This window comes from Halomonas sp. E14, from assembly GCF_052568415.1.
On sequence record NZ_CP199423.1, the window covers coordinates 253,174 to 270,534 of the forward strand.

Here is a 17,361-nt window from a genome sequence, read left to right on the forward strand (position 1 = left end):
ATGCTGGAGCTGCTCTCGCCGCTGTCGGCCGGGGTCAACCTGGTGCTGGTGCTGCTCTCGGTAGTGACCTCGGCGCTGTCGGCAGCGGCCGGCATAGGCGGGGGCACGCTGTTGATCATCGCCATGGCCCAGGTGATGCCGGCCACGGCGCTGATCCCGGTGCACGGTATGGTGCAGCTCGGCTCCAACGGCGGCCGGGCGGCGATGACCTGGCGCCACGTGCGTCGTGACATCGTTGCCGCCTTCCTGCCCGGCGTCATCCTTGGCGCCGTGGTGGCGGCGTGGCTGCTGATTCGCCTGCCCTACGGCGTGCTGGAGCTGTGCATCGCCGCCTTCGTGCTCTACTCCTGCTGGGGGCCGGGGCTGCCCCAGCGGGCGGTGGGGCGCACCGGCACCGTGATTGCCGGCGCGCTCACTACGCTGCTCTCCAGTTTCGTCGGGGCCAGCGGCCCCATGGTCGCCTCGTTCATCAAGCTCGGCATGAGCGAGCGGCTGCCGCGGGTGGCCACCTTTGCCACCTGCATGACCCTGCAACACGCCACCAAGGCGTTCATCTTCGGCTTTGCCGGCTTCGTCTTCCGCGACTGGCTGGGGCTGATGCTGGTCATGATCGTGGCGGGCTTCGTCGGCACCTGGCTGGGCCTGCGCCTGCTGAACCGGGTAACCGACCATCGCTTCGACTTTCTCTTCAAGTGGACCCTGACCCTGCTGGCGCTGCGCCTGATCTGGCTGGGCGTGGAGCGGCTGTTGAGCGAAGGTGGGTAAAGGGGCCACGAAAAAGCCCCGGCAGAACCGGGGCGAAGGTAACGATGCGAAACGGCAGGCAGGTGCCGGTCAGAAATCGTAGGTCGCCGAGAGCCAGAAGCTGCGGCCATCCAGCGCCACACCGTCGGTGGAGCGGCCGGTCTGGGTGTAACGGTAGGCCTGGTAAGTGTCGCCCTGCCACTCGTAGCTGTCGGCCTTGCCGAAGTCCTTGTCGAACAGGTTGTAGATCGAGCCGGTCAGGCGTACCTGATCGCTGAAGCGATAGGTGGTGCGCAGGTGGAACAGCTCGTAGCCATCCAGCGTGTTGCCCACCTGCTGATACATCGCCAGGTTCTGGCCGGTCGTCGGAACGCCGTCGGTGAAACGCTCGCGCGATGAGTAGTACTCGCCTTCCAGGGTGGTATTGAGCCTGTCGGTCACGTCCCAGCCCAGGCTGGCGGTGAGCTTGTGCTTGGGCGTGTTGGTCAGCAGCATGCCTTCCTGTTCGCCGGAGGTGATCTCGGTGTCGGTGAAGGTATAGCCGCCGCGTACCTCCCAGGCGGGTGCGAAACGGTAGCGCGCTTCCAGCTCGACGCCACGGGTTTCGGCTGCGTCGATGTTGACCAGCCGCGCGAACCCGGTCTGGCTGGAGAAGTTGCCCACCGTGAGGCAGCCAGGCACGTTGCCGGCCGGATGCAGGCAGTTGGGGATCTCCGCGCCTTCGGCAATGCGATCGGAGAAGCGGTTGTAGAAAGCCGTGCCGCTGACCGTCACGCCCGCCAGGTTGTCGTAGATGGCGCCTAGCTCATAGTTGGTGCTCTTTTCCGGCTCCAGGTCCGGCGAGCCGATGGTGACCGTCTGGCCCTGGTTGCCGAAGCCGGTGATGCCGTCGTGCAGCTGGTTGAGCGTGGGGGTCTTGTAGCCACGGCTGACGCCGCCCTTCAGCGTCCAATGGTCGGTGGTGTTCCAGACCAGGTAGCCGCGTGGGCTGAAGTGGCCGCCGAAGGCATCGTGGTGCTCGTAGCGCCCGCCCAGGGTGAGCGCTAGGTCGTCGCGCAGCCACCATTCGTCCTCGGCGAACAGCGCCCAGCTCTGCTGCTCGAAGGCCTGGTTACCCGCGGCGCCATCCTCCAGGCGCGCATCGATGTATTGCCCGCCCACCGTCACCATGTGGCTATCGGTCGGCAGGGTGAACTTGGTATCGAAGATGATATCGCGGTTCTCGAGCAGGCGCGGTTCGCCGCCCTGGGCGAAGTAGCCGTATTCCGGCGCACTCCCGGCCGGCAGCGTGCGGCCAAGCGTCTCGGTCGTATTGTGCGTGAGGCTGCTCTCCAGCGTGCCGAGGTCGAAGCGCCCGGTATGGCCGACGGCAAGCTGGTCGCGGTTGAAGCGCAGCTCGTCCTCGTAGCCCCAGAACTGGCCTGGCTGGGGGGCGCAGGTCGCACGGTTGGTGCCGTCCAGCGTACCCAGGCGGCAGTCGTCGTTGGCGTAGGTCTGGCGCGCCCGTTCGGCGTCCAGCCACACCGAGTTGGCCTCATCGGCACGCAGGGTCAGGCGCCCGCCCAGCGAATAGAGGCGCGCCTCGGTGGGCCTTGGGTCGCGTGCCGCGCTATCCGCAATCATCCGTTCGGAGGCGTCGCGATCGAACAGGCGGCCACGCAGCTGCAGGCCGAGCACGTCGTCCACCAGCGGGCCGGAGGTGTAGAGGTTGATGCCCTGGGCGTTGCCGGCATCCCGGTCCTGCTGGAAGGTGGTGTCCAGGGTGACGCTGCCCGTCCAGGTGGCGCTGACGGGGCGGGTGATGATGTTGATCACGCCGCCCATGGCATCGGAGCCGTACAGGGTCGACATGGGGCCGCGGATGACCTCGATGCGCTCGATGGCCGACAGCGGCGGCATGAAGCTGGTAGACGTTTCGCCGAAACCGTTGGGCGTGACGTCGCCCGAGGCGTTCTGGCGCCGGCCGTCGATCAGGATCAGGGTGTAGTGGCTCGGCATGCCGCGGATGCTGACGTTCAGGCCGCCGGTCTTGCCCACGCCGGAACGAACATCGACACCGGGCACCTCGGCGATCGCTTCGGCAATGTTCGAGTAGCGCTTGCGCTCCAGCTCCTCGCGGGTGACCACGGAGATGCTGGCCGGTGCGTCCTGCAGCGCCTGCTCGAAGCCGGCGGCGGTCACCACGATATTGTCGAGGCGGGCACTCTCCTGGGCCTGGGCGGTGAGGGCGAGCGAGGCGCTGGCGATGGCCAGCGTCAGGGCGGTGCGGCGTGAGTGGAGCATGGAATCACCTGCTGAATGTGTAGCTATGAATGATATTGATTATCAAGCGCAGGTGATTCTAATGCGAAAAGTTCCCATTGATGAGGGACGGGGCGGGCAACGTTGCGTTGCGTCATGCGCAACGGGTAGTCGGCTTGCCCTGTGCGGCGGAAACGCCGGGCGCGCTGGCGGGCTGCCATTCGTCCGGTATTGCCTGGCGCAGGAAGGCTAGCAGGGCGCTCAAGCGCCGCGGGCGAGGGCCGTAGGGGTAAAGCAGCACTACCGGCAGGGGCGGGGCGCTCCACTCCGCCAGGCAGCGTTCGAGCGTGCCGGGGTGGGCCCGCTCGCGTGCCTTGGCCATCCAGTCGGGCATGATGCCAAGCCCGTGGCCGCACGCGATGGCGTCGCCATGCAGCGCCTGCTGGTCGACGCGAAAGCGCGACTCGGGAGGCTGGAAGCCAAACTCACCCTTCTCCGGGTGATGCAGTGTCAACCCCTGCTCGGTCTCGCCGAGCAGGTCGATCCAGGCGTGCTGGGTCAGTTCGCGGGGGTGCTGTGGATGGCCGTGCCGGGTGAGGTAGTCCGGGTGGCCGTACAGGCTTCGGCTCAGCCAGCCCACCACCTCCTGGCGCAGTTCACTGCCATTGACCTCGCCCAGCCAGAGCGTCACCGCCTGGCTCGTCGCCGCCAGGGGTGGGGCCGTGCAGGTCTGCAGCGTCAAGCGCACGTCGGGGTGGTGCGCCATGAACTGCGCCAGGCGAGGAGCCAGCCAGCTGCGCGCCAGGGCGCCGTGCGTGGCTACCTGCAGCTCGCCGCTGATGTCCTGGCTCAGCTCCTCGAGCGCCTGCTGGCCCTGCTCGGCAAGCGTCAGCATCTTCGCGCAAAAGCCGTGGAACACCTGGCCGGCTTCGGTCGGCAGCAATCGGTTGGACTGGCGACGCAGCAGCGGCTGGCCAACGTGGCGCTCGAGCTGGGTGATACGCCGGCTCAGGGTCGATTTGGCCAGCCCCAGGGCAGCGGCACTGCGCGTCAGGCTGCCGGAGCGCATGACATGGTCGAAGGCGAGGATGTCATCGAGATCGTACATGGCAGTCCCTTGGCATGATGATGACGTTGCGCGAAAGGGAAGTGTACGGGTCTTTCTGATTAATGAAAACGATTCGCGTTGTGTTTCGTTGTCCGTAACGTTGCGCCGCCCGCAACGCGACGTTGCGTGGCAGAGGATCATGATGCGTGTGATAATTGTTATCATTATGTTTCATGCTCGGAGACAAGACATGCACACGGCATTCGGCAAGCGAACGGTACGCCTGCCCGGGCTGGCGGCGGCCATGCTTGGCCTGCTGCTGCCGCTGGCAGCCTGGGCCGAACACGGCGTGGATACCGCCTTTGGCGAAGTCACGCTTCCCGAGGCTCCGGCACGCGTCGTCACGCTCTACGAAGGCGCCCTGGACACGGCCCTGGCGGCCGGCGTCGTGCCGCTGGGTGCGGTCACCACCCGGGGCGGCGACGGCGTGGCGCGCTACATCGAGGCGCACCTGGACGAGCAGCGCCCGGCCATCGTCGGCGTAGTGCGCGAGATCAACCTGGAAGCCGTGCTGGCGCTGCAGCCGGACCTGATCCTCGCTCCGCCGCAGCTGCCCGAGGCCCAGTACCGGCTGCTCTCGCGCATCGCGCCAACGGTGGTGCCGCCGACGGAAGGGCTGCAGCCCGAAGCATGGCGCGACGAGGCGCGCCTGTTCGCCCAGGCCATGGGGCGCGAGGCGGAAATCGAGGCGATGCTCGAGCAGGTGGATGCCAGGGCCGCGGTGCTGGCCGGGCGCATCGCCGCCGACGAGGCGCCCAGCGCCGTGCTGGTGCGCTGGATGCCGCAGGGCCCCATGGTGATGTCCGCGCAGCTGTTTACCGCCGGGCTGCTGCGTGCCGCCGGCGTGGCGATCCACGATGCCGGCCTGGTCCGTGCAGGGGTCTCGCACAGCGACCCCCTGAGCCTCGAGAACCTGGCGCGCCTCGAAGCCGACTGGCTGTTCCTGGCCACGCTCAACGAAGAGGGGCGCGACGCCCTCGAGGCGGCCAAGGCCTCGCCGGCCTTCGCGCGCCTCGACGTGGTGGCCCGTGACCAGGTGGTGGCGGTCGACGGCCAGCTGTGGAGCAGCGCCACCGGCCCGCTGGCGGCGCTGGCCATCCTCGACGAGCTCGACGCCGCGCTGTCGCCCTGATGCTTGCCGCTGGCTGCATGGACCATGCCCTGGCTCGCCGGCGCCATGCGATGCAGGCGGGGCTGCTGGCACTGCTGGCGCTGGCCTGCCTGGCCAGCCTGCTGCTGGGCGCCGGCGATGTTGGCCCGGCCCGCGCCTGGGCCGTGCTGATGGGCCGTGGCGATGCGGAGGCCCGGTTCGTGCTTGGCTCGCTGCGCCTGCCGCGCACGCTGGTCGGCCTGGTGGTGGGGCTGTCGCTGGGTGTGGCGGGAGCGCTGCTGCAGGCGGTGACGCGCAACCCGCTGGCCGAGCCCGGGCTGCTCGGGGTCAGCGCCGGTGCTTCCTTCGCCGTGGCCGTGGCGCTGGTGCTGGGCGCCACCGCCACCACGATGCGGGTCGGGGTGGCGCAGCTCGGCGCCATGGCGGGCTGCCTCTGCGTGCTCGGCGTGGCCCGGGTGAGCGGGGCCGCCAACGATCCGGTAAGGCTGGTGCTGGCCGGCGCCGCCCTGACCGGGCTGCTGCTGTCGCTCACCTCGCTGCTGCTGCTGTTCGACCAGCGCGCCGCCGACGAGATCCGCTTCTGGATCGTCGGCAGCCTGGCCGGCCGCCAGCTCGATCATCTGGCCGCGCTGCTACCCAGCCTGCTGCTGGCCGGGGTTATCGTGCTCGCCGTGGCGCGCCCTCTGGCGGCGCTGGCGCTGGGCGAGCGGGTCGCTAGCGGATTGGGCCATCGCCCGGGGCTGATCCGGCTGCTGGTGATCGTCGCCGTGGCGCTGCTGGTTGGGGCCGCCACCGCCACGGCGGGCCCCATCGCCTTCATCGGCCTGGTGGTGCCGTTCGCTGCCCGCGCCCTGGCCGGGCCCGACATCCGCCGCACGCTGTGGCTGTGCCTGCCGCTGGGGCCGCTGATGGTGATTACCGCCGACATCCTGGCGCGCCTGCTGGTTGCGCCGTCGGAGCTCCCGCTGGGCGTGCTCACGGCGCTGTGCGGTGCGCCGGTGCTGGTCGCCGTGGTACGCGCTCGGCGTATGCCGACCCTGTAGCGGACGGGCCTCAACCGGGCAGGACGAAATGGAATCACGGCAGGGGAGAGTCATGCGCTGCAAGGCAACCATGGAACGCGAGCCATTCGGCGCCGCCGCGCGCCGCCGCCCGGCCGGTGTCGCGGCCCCGGCCGGGCACTGGCACCTGGCCTGGCGGCTGGGCGGCACGGCCTGCAGCGTGCTGCTCGACCGGCGCGCCGTCGGCGCGGCGCTGCTGCTGTGCGGCGCGCTGCTGGCGGCGTCGCTGGCCTACCTGGCCATGGGCAGCAGCGCCTTGCCGCTGCGGGCGGTGCTGCCGGCGCTGGTGGGGCAAGGCGACCTGATGGCGGTGTTCCTGGTGCAGGAGCTGCGCCTGCCGCGCCTGGCCGCCGCCTGCCTGACCGGGGCCGCCTTCGGCGTGGCGGGCTGCCTGATGCAGACCCTGGCCCGCAACCGCCTGGCCACCCCCGGCATCATCGGCATCGACAACGGCGCCACCGCCTTCGCCGTGGCCTCGGTAATCGGCCTGGGCGTTTCGCTGGCGCCACCGGCCATGGCCCTGGTAGGGGCAACCACGGCGGCCGCCCTCACCTTCGGCCTGGCCGCGGGCGGCGGCACCCGCGGCTACCGCTTCATCATCGCCGGGATCGGCGTCGGCGCGGTATTCGGCGCCATTACCCAGCTGCTGCTGGCCAAGGTGCACATCGACACCGCCAGCGCCGCCTACCCCTGGACGGTGGGCTCCCTCAACGCGCGCCCGGCGGGGGCCGTCACGCTGCTGGCCGTGGGGCTGCCGCTGGGCCTGGGCGCGGCCCTGGGGCTGGGGCGTGCGCTGAGCCTGATGCGCTTCTCGGACAGCGTGGCGTCGGGCCTTGGCCTGCGGGTAGGCCAGCGGCGCTGGCAGGTGCTGGCCGTCTCGGTGCTGCTCACCGGACTGGCGGTGGCCGTGGCCGGGCCGGTGGGGCTGGTCGGGCTGATCGGGCCCGAGATCGCCCGTTCGCTCTCCTCGCCGCGCGGGGTGCCGATCGTCGCCTCGGCGCTGGCCGGGGCGCTGGTGATGGTGCTGGCCGACCTGGCCGGCAGGGTGCTGCTCTCGCCCATCGAGATCCCGGTGGGCATCGTCACCGCCGTGGTCGGCGGCCCCTGGCTGCTGTGGATACTGCTGCGACCGGCTTCGAGGACCCTGGCATGACCCGACATGAACTCGCCACCCGCGACCTGGTGCTGCGCCATGGTCGTACCACCATCATCGATGGCCTGGCCCTGACCCTGCCGGCCGGGAAGGTCACGGCCATCGTCGGGCCCAACGGCTGCGGCAAGTCGACCCTGCTGGCCGGGCTGTCGCGGCTGCACGCCCCGAGCCAGGGCGCGGTGCTGCTCGACGGCAGCGACATCCAGCAGCTGCCCGCGCGCGAGCTGGCCCGGCGCCTGGCGCTGCTGCCCCAGGAGGCCATTGCCCCGGAAGGGCTGAGCGTGGCCGAGCTGGTGCGCTTCGGACGCCAGCCGCACCAGGGCTGGCTGCGCCAGTGGTCGGCGGAGGACCAGCGAGTGGTGCATGAAGCGCTGGTCGCGGCCGACGTGGAAACGCTGGCCGACCGCCCGCTCGACACCCTGTCGGGCGGGCAGCGCCAGCGCGCCTGGATCGCCATGGCCATCGCCCAGCAGACGCCGCTGCTGCTGCTCGACGAACCCACTTCGGCGCTCGACCTGGGCCACCAGATCGAGGTCTTCGAGCTGGTGCGAAGGCTGGCCGCCGATGGACGCACCGTGGTGCTGGTGCTGCACGACCTGGTCAGCGCCTGCCGCTACGCCGATCACCTGCTGGCGCTGCGCAGCGGCCGGCTGGTGGCGGCAGGGCCGCCGCGGCAGGTGGTCACCGCCGAGCTGGTGCGCCAGCTCTACGATATCGACTGCACGCTGATCCACGACCCCGCCACCGGCACGCCGCTGCTGGCCAACGTGAGGCGAGCCGCGCACTGCCGCCAGGCGGGGTAGCGGCAGGTCGTAGATCCCCCTGGAATATCAACGAAGCGTGATGAACAACTTGTGATATATCGACTAAAATTCTCGCTGTTCCGGCTGTGAAGCGCCTCGTTTACCCGCCATACTGGAACGAGGCCCGCTCGAGAATCGGGCCGCAGGGAATCATTCAGGGAACCCTAGAGGTGGTCGTCATGCGCTCCTCCTACCGATCCTCCTTCGGTGTGGCTTTCTTCGTTTTGTTTTGTTTGCAGTTGTTGTTACTGGGTAGCGCACAGGCCAATCCCCGCTATGCGGCCATCGTGATCGATGTCGAAAGTGGCGATGTGCTTCACGCGGCCAATGCCGATGCGACGCGCTATCCCGCCTCGCTGACCAAGATGATGACGCTCTACATGCTGTTCGAGGCGCTCGAGAGCGGCAGCGTGCGGCTCGACCAGCCGCTGCTGGTGTCGCCCCATGCGGCCTCGATGCCGGCCTCCAAGCTGTGGCTATCGGCCGGCAGCTCGATCAAGGTCGAGGATGCGATCAAGGCGCTGGTCGTGCGCTCCGCCAACGACGTGGCCGTGGTCGTGGCCGAGGCGCTGGGTGGCACCGAGGCTGGCTTCGCACGCCAGATGACCCAGCGCGCCCGCGAGATCGGCATGCCCAGCACCGTGTTCCGCAACGCCTCGGGGCTGCCCGACAACGCGCAGGTCACCACGGCGCGCGACATGGCCACGCTATCGATCCGGGTCATGCAGGACTTCCCGCAGTACTATCACTACTTCTCCACCCAGAGCTTCACCCACCGCGGCACCACCCATACCAGCCACAACCGGCTGGTGCGCAACTATGCCGGTGCCGACGGCCTCAAGACCGGCTTCATCCGCGCCTCCGGCTTCAACGTCGCGACGTCGGCGATCCGTGACAATCGCCGCATTGTCTCGGTGGTGATGGGCGGCTTTACGGCGGCCTCGCGCGATACCCACATGGCCGACCTGCTCGATCGCGGCTTCGCCAGGCTCTCCATGCTGCAGCGGGGCGACTGGATCGCCGAGGCCGACGTGCTGGGCGACCGCATGGCGCTGCCGGAAACCCCGCCGGCCTCGGCGGCGCAGCTGGCTGCCGCTCCGGCTTCCATCGACACCCCCGAGGTCGACGCCGCGGGCCGCAGCCTCAGCTTCCAGTTGGAAATGGGCGTCGAGATGGGCTCTGCCGATGACCCGATCCGCGCCCTGATCGCCCGCGCCGACGCCGTGCAGCCGGGCGGGGGCAACTGGGCGGTGCAGGTCGGGGCGTTCAACAACCCCGACCAGGCCCGGCACCTGGCCACCCGTGCGGCCGACCAGCTCGCCAGCCTGCTGCAGCAGGTGCGCGTCTCGGTGGCCGAGGCGGAAGGCGAGCAGCGCATCTTCCGCGCCCGGCTGGTCGATCTGCAGGAGCACGATGCCCACTCCGCCTGCCGCAGCCTGCGCGCCTCGGGTATGGACTGCATGGTGGTGGCGTACTACTGACGCCTGCCACCCCGCTCCCTGCACCTCCGTTCCCACATTGCCGTCCCCACATCGCCCCGCTCATGCGGGGCGATGTCGTTGGGTAACCCGTTCAGACAAGGACCGGGGCCGGGTAGAGTGCCTGCCCGGCCGCGCTCACCTGCTCGTCACCGAGGACGATGCGCCGGTCGCAGATACGCTCGATCAACGCCGGGTCGTGGCTCACCAGCATTACGCCGCAGCGGCGTTCGCGGGCCAGCTCCACCAGCAGCGCCAGGGTTCGGCGTTGGGTGATGGGGTCGAGGCGCGAGGTCGGCTCGTCGGCGAACAGGAAGCACGGCGCCAGCAGCAGCACCCGCAGGATGGCGAAGCGCTGCAGCTCGCCGCCGGAGATCTCGCCGGGGCGGCGCTCCAGCAGATGCTCGTCGAGCCCAAGGCGCGCCATCAGCGGGGGGATGGCGCTGCGATCCAGGCGGTGGCGGCGCACCAGGTCGTCGAGCAGGCGTGCGAGCCGCCAGTGGGGGGAGAAGGCCGCCGGTGGGTCCTGATAGAGCTTCTGGAAACCGAGTGGATGCCCGGGTGCGCGCAGGATCCTGCCGCCGTCGGCGCGTGTCACGCCGAGCAGCATGTCGCCCAGCGTACTCTTGCCGCAGCCGGAAGGACCGACCACGCCGACGATCTCACCGGGGCGCACCGTGAGCGAGAGTTCGCGAAACAGCTCGCGCCCGCCGCGGGTCTTGGCCAGATCGGTGGCGGTCACCACCGGCGCCTGGGTCGTTTCGCCGAGCGGTGCCGGGCGTGGCCAGCGGCTGGGCTCGGCGTTCAGCAACTCCTGGCCGTACTCGCTTTGGGGGTGAGTGAGCACTTGCTGGGCCGGTCCGCGCTCGACCACCTGTCCCAGGCGCAGAATCACCACTTCGCCGCCCAGGCGGCGGGCCACGTCGATGTCGTGGGTGATGGTGAGCAGCACGCCGCCGCCCGCGGGCGTACGCGCCAGCAGCTCGACCACGGCATCGCGGCGCGGCGCATCGAGCCCCTTGGTCGGCTCGTCGGCGATGACGATGGGCGCACCGCCGGCACTGGCGGCGGCGAAGGCGACGCGCTGCGCCATGCCGCCGGAGAGTTCGCCGGGCAGCTTGCCGCCGGCCTCGGCCAGGCCCAGCTCGGCCAGATCGGCCCAGGCCGCTTGTTGGGCATGGCGTCGATCACGCCCGGCCACGTGGCGGTGGCTTTCGGCCACCTGCGATACGGCACGCATGGTTGGGTCCAGCGCGTGCCAAGGCTCCTGGGGCAGCAGCGCCAGGCGTCGGCCCCACAGGGCGCGGCGCGACTTGTCATCGGCGGCATCGAAGGTCTCGCCGTCGATGACGAGTCGCCCCCGCGCGCTCAGGCCGCGGGGCAGCGTGCCCATGATGGCCTGAGCGAGCAGACTCTTGCCCGAGCCGGTCTCGCCGAGCAGGGTCAGCCGGCTACCGGCTTCGAGCGCACAGGAGAAGGGCGCGATGGTGACGCCCTCGCCCTGGATCGTGACGTCTTCCGCCTGAAGTAAGTACGCACTCATCGTGGATCCCCTCCCGCCAGCAGGTTGAGGCTCAGCACCAGCACGAACAGCACCAGGATCGGCTGGGCCATGGCCCAGGGCGCCTCGTGGTAGTAGGGCAGCAGCTCGATCATCATCAGCCCCAGCTCGGCGGTGGGCGGGCGCAGCCCGACGCTGACGAAACCCAGCGCGGCCATGGCGAGGATGGCACTGGCGGCGCCGAAGGCGGCCAGGGTCAGCACCTGCGGCGCCAGCTCGGGCCACAGGTGGCGATGGAACAGGTAGAACGGGCCGAAGCCGAGCAGGCGGCTTGCCTCGAGCTGGGGCGAGGTGACCAGCACTCGGGTGCGGGCCCGCACCACGCGGAAGTACTCGATCCACAGCACCAGCGAGATACCGACATAGAGCGCCCAGAAGTTGCCCGGGGCGATGGCTACCAGCAGCAGCACCAGCAGCAGGCCGGGCAGGGCTAGGCAGGCATCGGCCAGGCTGCCCAGCACGCGGTCGAGCCAGCCGCCGCGCCAGCCGGCGACCACGCCGAGAATCACGCCCGGCACGGCGGCGCTGGCCACACTGAGCAGCGCCATGGCGAACGAGAGCTGTACCGCCGCTGCCAGCCGCGCCAGCATGCTGCGCCCGAGGTGGTCGGTACCCAGCGGTTCGGCTAGCGACGGCAGCTGCAGGATGCGGGTCAGCTGCTGGCGTGCGGGGTCGGCATCGAACAGCCAGGGCACCAGCCAGGCGAAGGCCAGCAGCGCAGCGAGCAGAGTGGCCCCGAGGCGCTGGCGGCCGCTCAGGGCAGGCAGCCAGCGGCGCGAAAATGACAGGGTCAGTGTGTTCATGCGCTGCGCCTCCTGGGGTCGAGCCAGTGGCAGAGCAGGTCCACCAGGGTATTGAGGGCAACGAACATCAGCCCCATGACCAGCGCGGTGCCCTGGATCATGGGCACGTCGCGGGCGACGATGGCGTGTACCAGCGCATGGCCGATGCCGGGCCAGGCGAACAGCGTCTCGACCACCACCACGCCCTCGATCAGATAGACGAACTGCACGCCGAGATAGGCGATCACCGGCACGGCGGCGTTGCGAAGGCCATGACGCAGGAAGCTGAGGCGCTCGCCGAGACCCTTGGTACGCGAAAAGGCGTAGTAGGCGGAGTGCGAAACGTCGGCCATGGCGTTGCGCGCCACCCGGCTGGAGATCGCGGCCAGCGCCAGGGCGAGGGTCAGTGCTGGCAGCACGCCATGCGCCATGCGCCCGTGGCCGGCGGCGGGCAGCCAGCCCAGGCTGACCGAGAAGATCAGGATCAGCACCAGCCCCACGGCGAAGGGCGGCAGTGCCCGCAGTAGGCTGGCCGCTACTTCGCTTACGCGATCGAGCATGCCGTTGGGCTTGAGCCCGGCGAGCAGGCCCAGCGGTGGACCCAGCAGCAGCGAGAGCAGAACGGCCAGGGCGGCCAGGCCGAGCGAGTGGCCGAGCTGATGCCACAGCTCGGCCACCACCGGCTCGCCGCTGACCAGCGAGCGGCCCAGGTCGAGTTGAATCAGATCCCACAGCCAGCCGACGTAGGCGCCGAGCGCCGGCTGGTCCAGTGCCAGCTCGGCACGCACCGCCTCGGCGGCACTGGTGTTGACCATGTCGTGCCCGTAACGTCCGGCGGCGATGCGGTAGGCCATGTCGCCGGGCAGCGAACGGGTCAGTACGAAGGTCAGGGTGCCGACCATCCATGCCACCAGCCCGGCCTGGAACAGGCGCTGCAGCAGCAGGCCACCAAGGCCTGTCGTCCGGTGAGAGGTCCAGCTAGAAGCCCAGCGCGGCGTCGCGCGCGCAGCCTGGTTTTCGCTCATTCTCCCCACCTCAGTTCGTCGATGCGATAGCTGCGCTCCAACGGATCGATGGAGAAGCCCTCCAGCTCGGCGTTCACCGCGGCCGTTTGCTGATACCAGGCCACGGGCACGACCGGCATCGCCTCGTTAAGCCGGCGTGCCACCTGCCCGGCCAGCTCGGCGCGAGCATCCATGTCGGCCTCCTGGCGCAGGGTGTCGAGCCAGGCCGCCACGTCCGCGTCGCGCCAGCCCATGGCGCCCCAGTCGCCGCCCATCGTTTCCGGGTCGGTGCCGAAGTCGTCGAGCAGGGTGCCGAGCGGGTCGGGCACCAGGCCGTAGTTGCGCGCCATCAGGCCCAGCTCCAGGCTGCCGTCGCGGTGCCCGGAGGGGATCTCGCTGGCGTTGCCCACGGCCACCTCCAGTGCCACGCCGATGTCGCGCCACTGATCCTGCAGCGCCGTCGCCACCAGCGGCAGCTCGGGGCGGTCGGAGAAGGTGCGCAGGGTCAGCTGGAAGGGCTGGCCGTCGCGCTCCAGCATGCCGCGACCGTTGGCTTCCCAGCCCAGTTCGGTCAGCAGCTCGCGGGCCCGCTCCACGTCCTGGGCTTCGTCCGCAGCGAGGCCCAGATGCCAGGGGCCGAGACTGGCCGGGAACAGTTCGGCCGCGGCGGCTTCGGGATGGCGCAGCAGACCGGCGGCTATGCCGACCCGGTCGACGGCCAGGCTCAGTGCCTGGCGGGCGCGCTCGTCCTCGAGGAAGGGGTGTTCGGCATTGAGTTTGAACACGATGGTGCGCGGCAGCGGCTCGGCATGCAGCGCCAGACGATCATGGCGTGCCAGCCGTGCGCGGCTGGCCGGGTCCAGGGTGAACACCACGTCGGCGTCGCCGCTCTCGGCCATCAGCGCGCGGGTTTCGCCGCGCCCCACCGCCAGATAGCTGGCGCTGCCGATGGCGGGGGTCTCGCCCCAATAGCCATCGAAGCGCTCCACCGTCAGGCGCTGGGGAGGTGCGACCGATGCGACACGATAGGGGCCGGTGCCGATCATCTGGGTGGCCCGCCCCTCGTCGTCGAAGGCGTCCACTGCCAGGATCAGCGTGGTGGAGTGGGCCAGCAGGGCCGGCAGCGGAGCGAAGGGGCTGTCGAGATGTACCACGACGTCGGCGTCTTCGGCTTCGATGGCGACGATGGGCGCCGAGTCGAGGATGCCCGGCTTGGCCAGGGCATGTCGCAGGCTGGTGGCTACCGCCTCGGCCGTCAGCGGGCTGGCGTCGTGGAAGGTCACACCCTCGCGCAGGGAGAAGCGCCAGGCCAGGCCGTCGTCGGAGGCCTGCCAGCCGCTGGCCAGCCCCGGCGCGGGTTGGCCGTCCGCATCGGTATCGACCAGGGTCTCGGCGACGCGCATGCGCGAGAACACATAGCCGGCGGTCGAGGGGTCGAGGCCGGTGATTTCCCAGGGCGCGACGACGGCCAGGGGGCGGTCGGCAGATGCCGCGAAGGGCAGCAGGGCCAGGCCGAGCAGGAGTGAGCGAAAGCGCAGGGTCATGTCAGTCTTCCTTGAAAGGAAACGCCAGGGGCAGGTGTAGGACGATTCGGCCGGGTGCGTCAGCCCGGGTCCAGCGCGAGGAGCAGGCGGCGTTCGCCCGCAGCCGGCTGCGGGCTGCGGTGGACCAGGCCGCGCTCCTCGTTACCGACCCAGCCACAGCCCTTGAGCAGGGCCAGATCGCCCACGGCGAGCTGTCGAATGGCATCGGGATCGGCGACGATCTCGGGCTTGTCGGGATGGGGAGCGCCCAGCCCGGCGCGGTTGACGGCGTGCTCAGGCAGCCATTCGCTGGCTGGGCCGGCATAGGTGGTCACCAGGCGTACCGCCAGGTTGTCGACGTGGAATCGGGGGCACATGGCGCCTTCCAGGGTGCGCAGGCGAATGCCGATGGTCTCGGTGTCGAACAGGAAGGCCATCGCTTCGGCGATGGTGGCGACGTCGTCGAGCAGGGCTGCGCCGGCGTCGGGAGCCGGCAGGCGCCGGGCGAGATCGGACTGCATGGCCTGGCCGGGGGCGCCACGCCAGTACCATTCCAGGCTGCGTGGCCCTGCCAGCTGCGCACGCACGGCCAGCGCCAGGGCCGGGTCCAGGCGGCGCTCCATCACGGCCAGGGTGATGTCATCCTCGAAGATGCGGGGAAGCACCTCGATATCCTGTCCGAACGCCCAATGTTGCGATATGTCGCGGCTTGGATGGGTCAGCACGGCACCTCCTTGATGAAACTCTATAACATATCATTCGACTTGGAAAAACGTCCTCTCAAGGCCGATGCGCAGGGTCGCAGTGGGGCCTCCAGGTCGCAATCGTTTTGTTATAACATAGCATTCTGGCCTTGGCGATGACGTGCTGGCGCCCCGGGCATTCTGTTCTCGACCTTTCCTGTGTTCGATGCGCCATTCTGGGGCATGGCACTTGCCGCCATGCACCGCACCCGTTAGGTTGGTAATCACCAAGCCCCGCCGCCCATCCTGGTCGGCGGGGTGGTCTTTTTTGGCCGCACGGGAGGGGTCATGTCGCCGTCACTGAAGGGCATTCTGTTCATGTGTGCCGGGGTGCTCTGCCTGGCCATCGGTGATGCCATCGCCAAGTGGTTGGGCGAGGTGCATTCGCCGCTGCAGATCATCTTCTTCCGCACCCTGGTCTCGCTGCCGCTGATCGCGCTGCTGGCCCACTACGGCGGCGGCCTGCGCACGCTGCGCACCCGTCGCCCCGGCGTGCACCTGATGCGCGGGCTGATCTACACCGGCACCATGTTCTGCTTCGTGCTCGGCCTGACCCTGCTGCCGCTGGCCGAGGCCACGGCCATCGCCTTCGTGGCGCCGCTGTTCGTCACCCTGCTGTCGGTGCCGCTGCTGGGGGAGCGGATCGATCCGCCGGTGCTGGCGGCATCGCTGCTCGGCTTCGTGGGGGTGCTGATCGTGGTGCGCCCGGGGGGCGACGCCTTCCAGTTCGGCTCGCTGGTGCTGATCGGGGCGGCGGTGTTCTACGCCTTGATGATGATCACCGCCAGGCGCTACGGCGCCACCGAGCACCTGTGGGCGATGGTCTTCTACATGACCCTGGTGCCGCTGGTGCTGGCGGCCGTGGCGCTGCCCTTTGTCTGGCAGACCCCGCACCCCTGGCACTGGCCCGGCTTCCTGGCGTCGGGGGCCTTCGGCGTGGGCGCCACGGCCTGCATCACCCTGGCCTTTCGCTTCGCCCCGGCGGCCATTGCCGCACCCTTTGACTATTCCGCCATGCTGTGGGCGGTGCTGCTGGGCTGGTGGTTCTGGGGCGAGATTCCCGATGCCTGGGTGTTTATCGGCAGCGTCCTGATCATCGGCAGCGGTCTGGCGATCGCCTACCACGACCGCCGGACGACGCTGAAGCGCCGCCCGACGTCCTGATCAGGCCTGGGTGCGATTCAGCCGCCGGCGCCGCCAGTGGCGCACCACCAGGCCATGCTTGGGCGCGGCGAGCAGGGCGGCGAGGAACATGCCCGACGCCACCAGTACGATGGCGCCGCCCGAGGCGACGTCGAGCGACACCGAGAGCATCAGGCCCGCCACGGCGGAGAACACCCCGACCCCGGCCGAGATCGCCAGCATGACGGGGAAGCGGTCGGTGAGCAGGTGGGCCGTGGCGCCCGGCGTGATCAGCATCGCCACCACCAGGATGATGCCCACGGTCTCGAGGCTGGCGACGATGGTCAGCGTCAGCAGCAGGATCAGCCCGTAGTGGATGACGCCGGTGTTGAAGCCCAGCGCCTGGGCCTGCTGCGGGTCGAAGGTATAGAGCAGCAGCGGGCGGTAGGCGAACCAGATCGCCAGCAGCGCCACCAGGCTGGCCACCAGGGTCAGCAGCAGCGCGGAGGTCTGCACCCCCAGCACGTTGCCGAACAGGATGTGCATCAGGTGGGTGCTGGTGGCGATCTTGCTGATGATCACGATGCCCAGCGCGAACGCGGCGGTGAACATCAGGCCTATGGCGGCGTCGGCCTTGATCCGCGTGTGGCGCTCCAGCGCGCCGATGCCCAGCGAGGTCAGCGCGCCGGTGATGAAGGCGCCGATGAAGAACGGCCAGCCCAGCAGGTAGGCGATGGCCACCCCGGGCAGCACCGCATGGGAGATGGCGTCGCCCAGCAACGACCAGCGCTTGAGCACGACATAGCAAGAGAGCAGCCCGCAGATCGCCCCCACCAGCACCGAGGTGAGCAGCGCGCGCTGCATGAAGCGGTAGTCGAAGGGAGCGGCGAGGCTCTCGGGCAGCAGCTGGATACCCAGCATCAGCAG

Annotated in this window: 15 protein-coding genes; 7 read left to right on the top strand and 8 right to left on the bottom strand. The window is 69.7% G+C overall.

Annotated elements, in window-relative coordinates; genetic code table 11:
- Positions 1-765, top strand: coding sequence for a sulfite exporter TauE/SafE family protein (locus ACT7B3_RS01160; RefSeq protein ID WP_445156590.1), 765 nt, complete (start codon positions 1-3; stop codon positions 763-765).
- 69 nt (positions 766-834) lie between these two features.
- Here the strand turns inward: ACT7B3_RS01160 and ACT7B3_RS01165 are convergent, their stop codons facing one another.
- Together ACT7B3_RS01165 and ACT7B3_RS01170 are read right to left on the bottom strand one after the other, a co-directional pair.
- Complete coding sequence (locus tag ACT7B3_RS01165) at positions 835-3,027, bottom strand: TonB-dependent receptor domain-containing protein (protein WP_445156591.1); 2,193 nt, start codon at positions 3,025-3,027, stop codon at positions 835-837.
- A gap of 112 nt (positions 3,028-3,139) precedes the next feature.
- The gene (locus ACT7B3_RS01170; protein WP_444678681.1) at positions 3,140-4,093 is read right to left on the bottom strand and encodes a LysR family transcriptional regulator; all 954 of its coding nucleotides are present in this window, start codon (positions 4,091-4,093) and stop codon (positions 3,140-3,142) included.
- Between the two features lie 190 nt (positions 4,094-4,283).
- On the opposite strand from ACT7B3_RS01170, the gene ACT7B3_RS01175 reads away from it, so the two are divergent.
- The 5 genes from ACT7B3_RS01175 to ACT7B3_RS01195 all read left to right on the top strand — a co-directional run bounded on the left by ACT7B3_RS01175 (position 4,284) and on the right by ACT7B3_RS01195 (position 9,702).
- Complete coding sequence (locus ACT7B3_RS01175; protein WP_445156592.1) at positions 4,284-5,225, top strand: ABC transporter substrate-binding protein; 942 nt, start codon at positions 4,284-4,286, stop codon at positions 5,223-5,225.
- 50 nt (positions 5,226-5,275) lie between these two features.
- Positions 5,276-6,247 (top strand): FecCD family ABC transporter permease, encoded by a 972-nt coding sequence (locus ACT7B3_RS01180; RefSeq protein ID WP_445158820.1) that lies wholly within the window; start codon positions 5,276-5,278, stop codon positions 6,245-6,247.
- Positions 6,248-6,317: 70 nt separating this feature from the next.
- Positions 6,318-7,418 (top strand): FecCD family ABC transporter permease, encoded by a 1,101-nt coding sequence (locus ACT7B3_RS01185; protein ID WP_445158821.1) that lies wholly within the window; start codon positions 6,318-6,320, stop codon positions 7,416-7,418.
- Complete coding sequence (locus ACT7B3_RS01190; protein ID WP_444678679.1) at positions 7,415-8,221, top strand: ABC transporter ATP-binding protein; 807 nt, start codon at positions 7,415-7,417, stop codon at positions 8,219-8,221. Before ACT7B3_RS01185 ends, ACT7B3_RS01190 begins: the two co-directional genes overlap by 4 nt.
- A 287-nt stretch (positions 8,222-8,508) precedes the next feature.
- Complete coding sequence (locus ACT7B3_RS01195) at positions 8,509-9,702, top strand: serine hydrolase (protein ID WP_445156593.1); 1,194 nt, start codon at positions 8,509-8,511, stop codon at positions 9,700-9,702.
- Positions 9,703-9,793: 91 nt separating this feature from the next.
- Here ACT7B3_RS01195 and ACT7B3_RS01200 read toward each other — a convergent pair whose 3' ends face one another.
- The 5 genes from ACT7B3_RS01200 to ACT7B3_RS01220 are packed head-to-tail and all read right to left on the bottom strand — an operon-like array spanning position 9,794 to position 15,294.
- Positions 9,794-11,242, bottom strand: a complete 1,449-nt coding sequence (locus ACT7B3_RS01200; RefSeq protein ID WP_445156594.1) for an ABC transporter ATP-binding protein — start codon at positions 11,240-11,242, stop codon at positions 9,794-9,796.
- Positions 11,239-12,063 (bottom strand): ABC transporter permease, encoded by an 825-nt coding sequence (locus ACT7B3_RS01205; RefSeq protein ID WP_445156595.1) that lies wholly within the window; start codon positions 12,061-12,063, stop codon positions 11,239-11,241. The genes ACT7B3_RS01200 and ACT7B3_RS01205 overlap by 4 nt, the downstream gene beginning before the upstream one ends.
- Positions 12,060-13,067, bottom strand: coding sequence for an ABC transporter permease (locus ACT7B3_RS01210; protein ID WP_445156596.1), 1,008 nt, complete (start codon positions 13,065-13,067; stop codon positions 12,060-12,062). The genes ACT7B3_RS01205 and ACT7B3_RS01210 overlap by 4 nt, the downstream gene beginning before the upstream one ends.
- On the bottom strand, positions 13,064-14,590 hold the full coding sequence (locus ACT7B3_RS01215) for an ABC transporter substrate-binding protein (RefSeq protein WP_445156597.1): 1,527 nt from the start codon (positions 14,588-14,590) through the stop codon (positions 13,064-13,066). The genes ACT7B3_RS01210 and ACT7B3_RS01215 overlap by 4 nt, the downstream gene beginning before the upstream one ends.
- Before the next feature lie 59 nt (positions 14,591-14,649).
- On the bottom strand, positions 14,650-15,294 hold the full coding sequence (locus ACT7B3_RS01220; RefSeq protein ID WP_445156598.1) for a DUF1826 domain-containing protein: 645 nt from the start codon (positions 15,292-15,294) through the stop codon (positions 14,650-14,652).
- A gap of 306 nt (positions 15,295-15,600) precedes the next feature.
- Between ACT7B3_RS01220 and ACT7B3_RS01225 the strand changes: the two genes are divergently transcribed.
- Positions 15,601-16,476 (top strand): DMT family transporter, encoded by an 876-nt coding sequence (locus ACT7B3_RS01225; protein ID WP_445156599.1) that lies wholly within the window; start codon positions 15,601-15,603, stop codon positions 16,474-16,476.
- On the opposite strand, the gene ACT7B3_RS01230 is transcribed toward ACT7B3_RS01225, so the two are convergent.
- Positions 16,477-17,355, bottom strand: coding sequence for a metal ABC transporter permease (locus ACT7B3_RS01230; RefSeq protein ID WP_445158822.1), 879 nt, complete (start codon positions 17,353-17,355; stop codon positions 16,477-16,479).
- Positions 17,356-17,361: the final 6 nt, after the last annotated feature.

Excerpts from the sequence above, each read along its gene's own strand:
- ACT7B3_RS01160 (WP_445156590.1), top strand. The coding sequence starts at position 1 with ATGCTGGAGCTGCTCTCGCCGCTGTCGGCCGGGGTCAACCTGGTGCTG.
- ACT7B3_RS01165 (WP_445156591.1), bottom strand. The coding sequence starts at position 3,027 with ATGCTCCACTCACGCCGCACCGCCCTGACGCTGGCCATCGCCAGCGCC.
- ACT7B3_RS01170 (WP_444678681.1), bottom strand. The coding sequence starts at position 4,093 with ATGTACGATCTCGATGACATCCTCGCCTTCGACCATGTCATGCGCTCC.
- ACT7B3_RS01175 (WP_445156592.1), top strand. The coding sequence starts at position 4,284 with ATGCACACGGCATTCGGCAAGCGAACGGTACGCCTGCCCGGGCTGGCG.
- ACT7B3_RS01180 (WP_445158820.1), top strand. The coding sequence starts at position 5,276 with ATGCAGGCGGGGCTGCTGGCACTGCTGGCGCTGGCCTGCCTGGCCAGC.
- ACT7B3_RS01185 (WP_445158821.1), top strand. The coding sequence starts at position 6,318 with ATGGAACGCGAGCCATTCGGCGCCGCCGCGCGCCGCCGCCCGGCCGGT.
- ACT7B3_RS01190 (WP_444678679.1), top strand. The coding sequence starts at position 7,415 with ATGACCCGACATGAACTCGCCACCCGCGACCTGGTGCTGCGCCATGGT.
- ACT7B3_RS01200 (WP_445156594.1), bottom strand. The coding sequence starts at position 11,242 with ATGAGTGCGTACTTACTTCAGGCGGAAGACGTCACGATCCAGGGCGAG.
- ACT7B3_RS01205 (WP_445156595.1), bottom strand. The coding sequence starts at position 12,063 with ATGAACACACTGACCCTGTCATTTTCGCGCCGCTGGCTGCCTGCCCTG.
- ACT7B3_RS01210 (WP_445156596.1), bottom strand. The coding sequence starts at position 13,067 with ATGAGCGAAAACCAGGCTGCGCGCGCGACGCCGCGCTGGGCTTCTAGC.
- ACT7B3_RS01215 (WP_445156597.1), bottom strand. The coding sequence starts at position 14,590 with ATGACCCTGCGCTTTCGCTCACTCCTGCTCGGCCTGGCCCTGCTGCCC.
- ACT7B3_RS01225 (WP_445156599.1), top strand. The coding sequence starts at position 15,601 with ATGTCGCCGTCACTGAAGGGCATTCTGTTCATGTGTGCCGGGGTGCTC.
- ACT7B3_RS01230 (WP_445158822.1), bottom strand. The coding sequence starts at position 17,355 with ATGCTGGGTATCCAGCTGCTGCCCGAGAGCCTCGCCGCTCCCTTCGAC.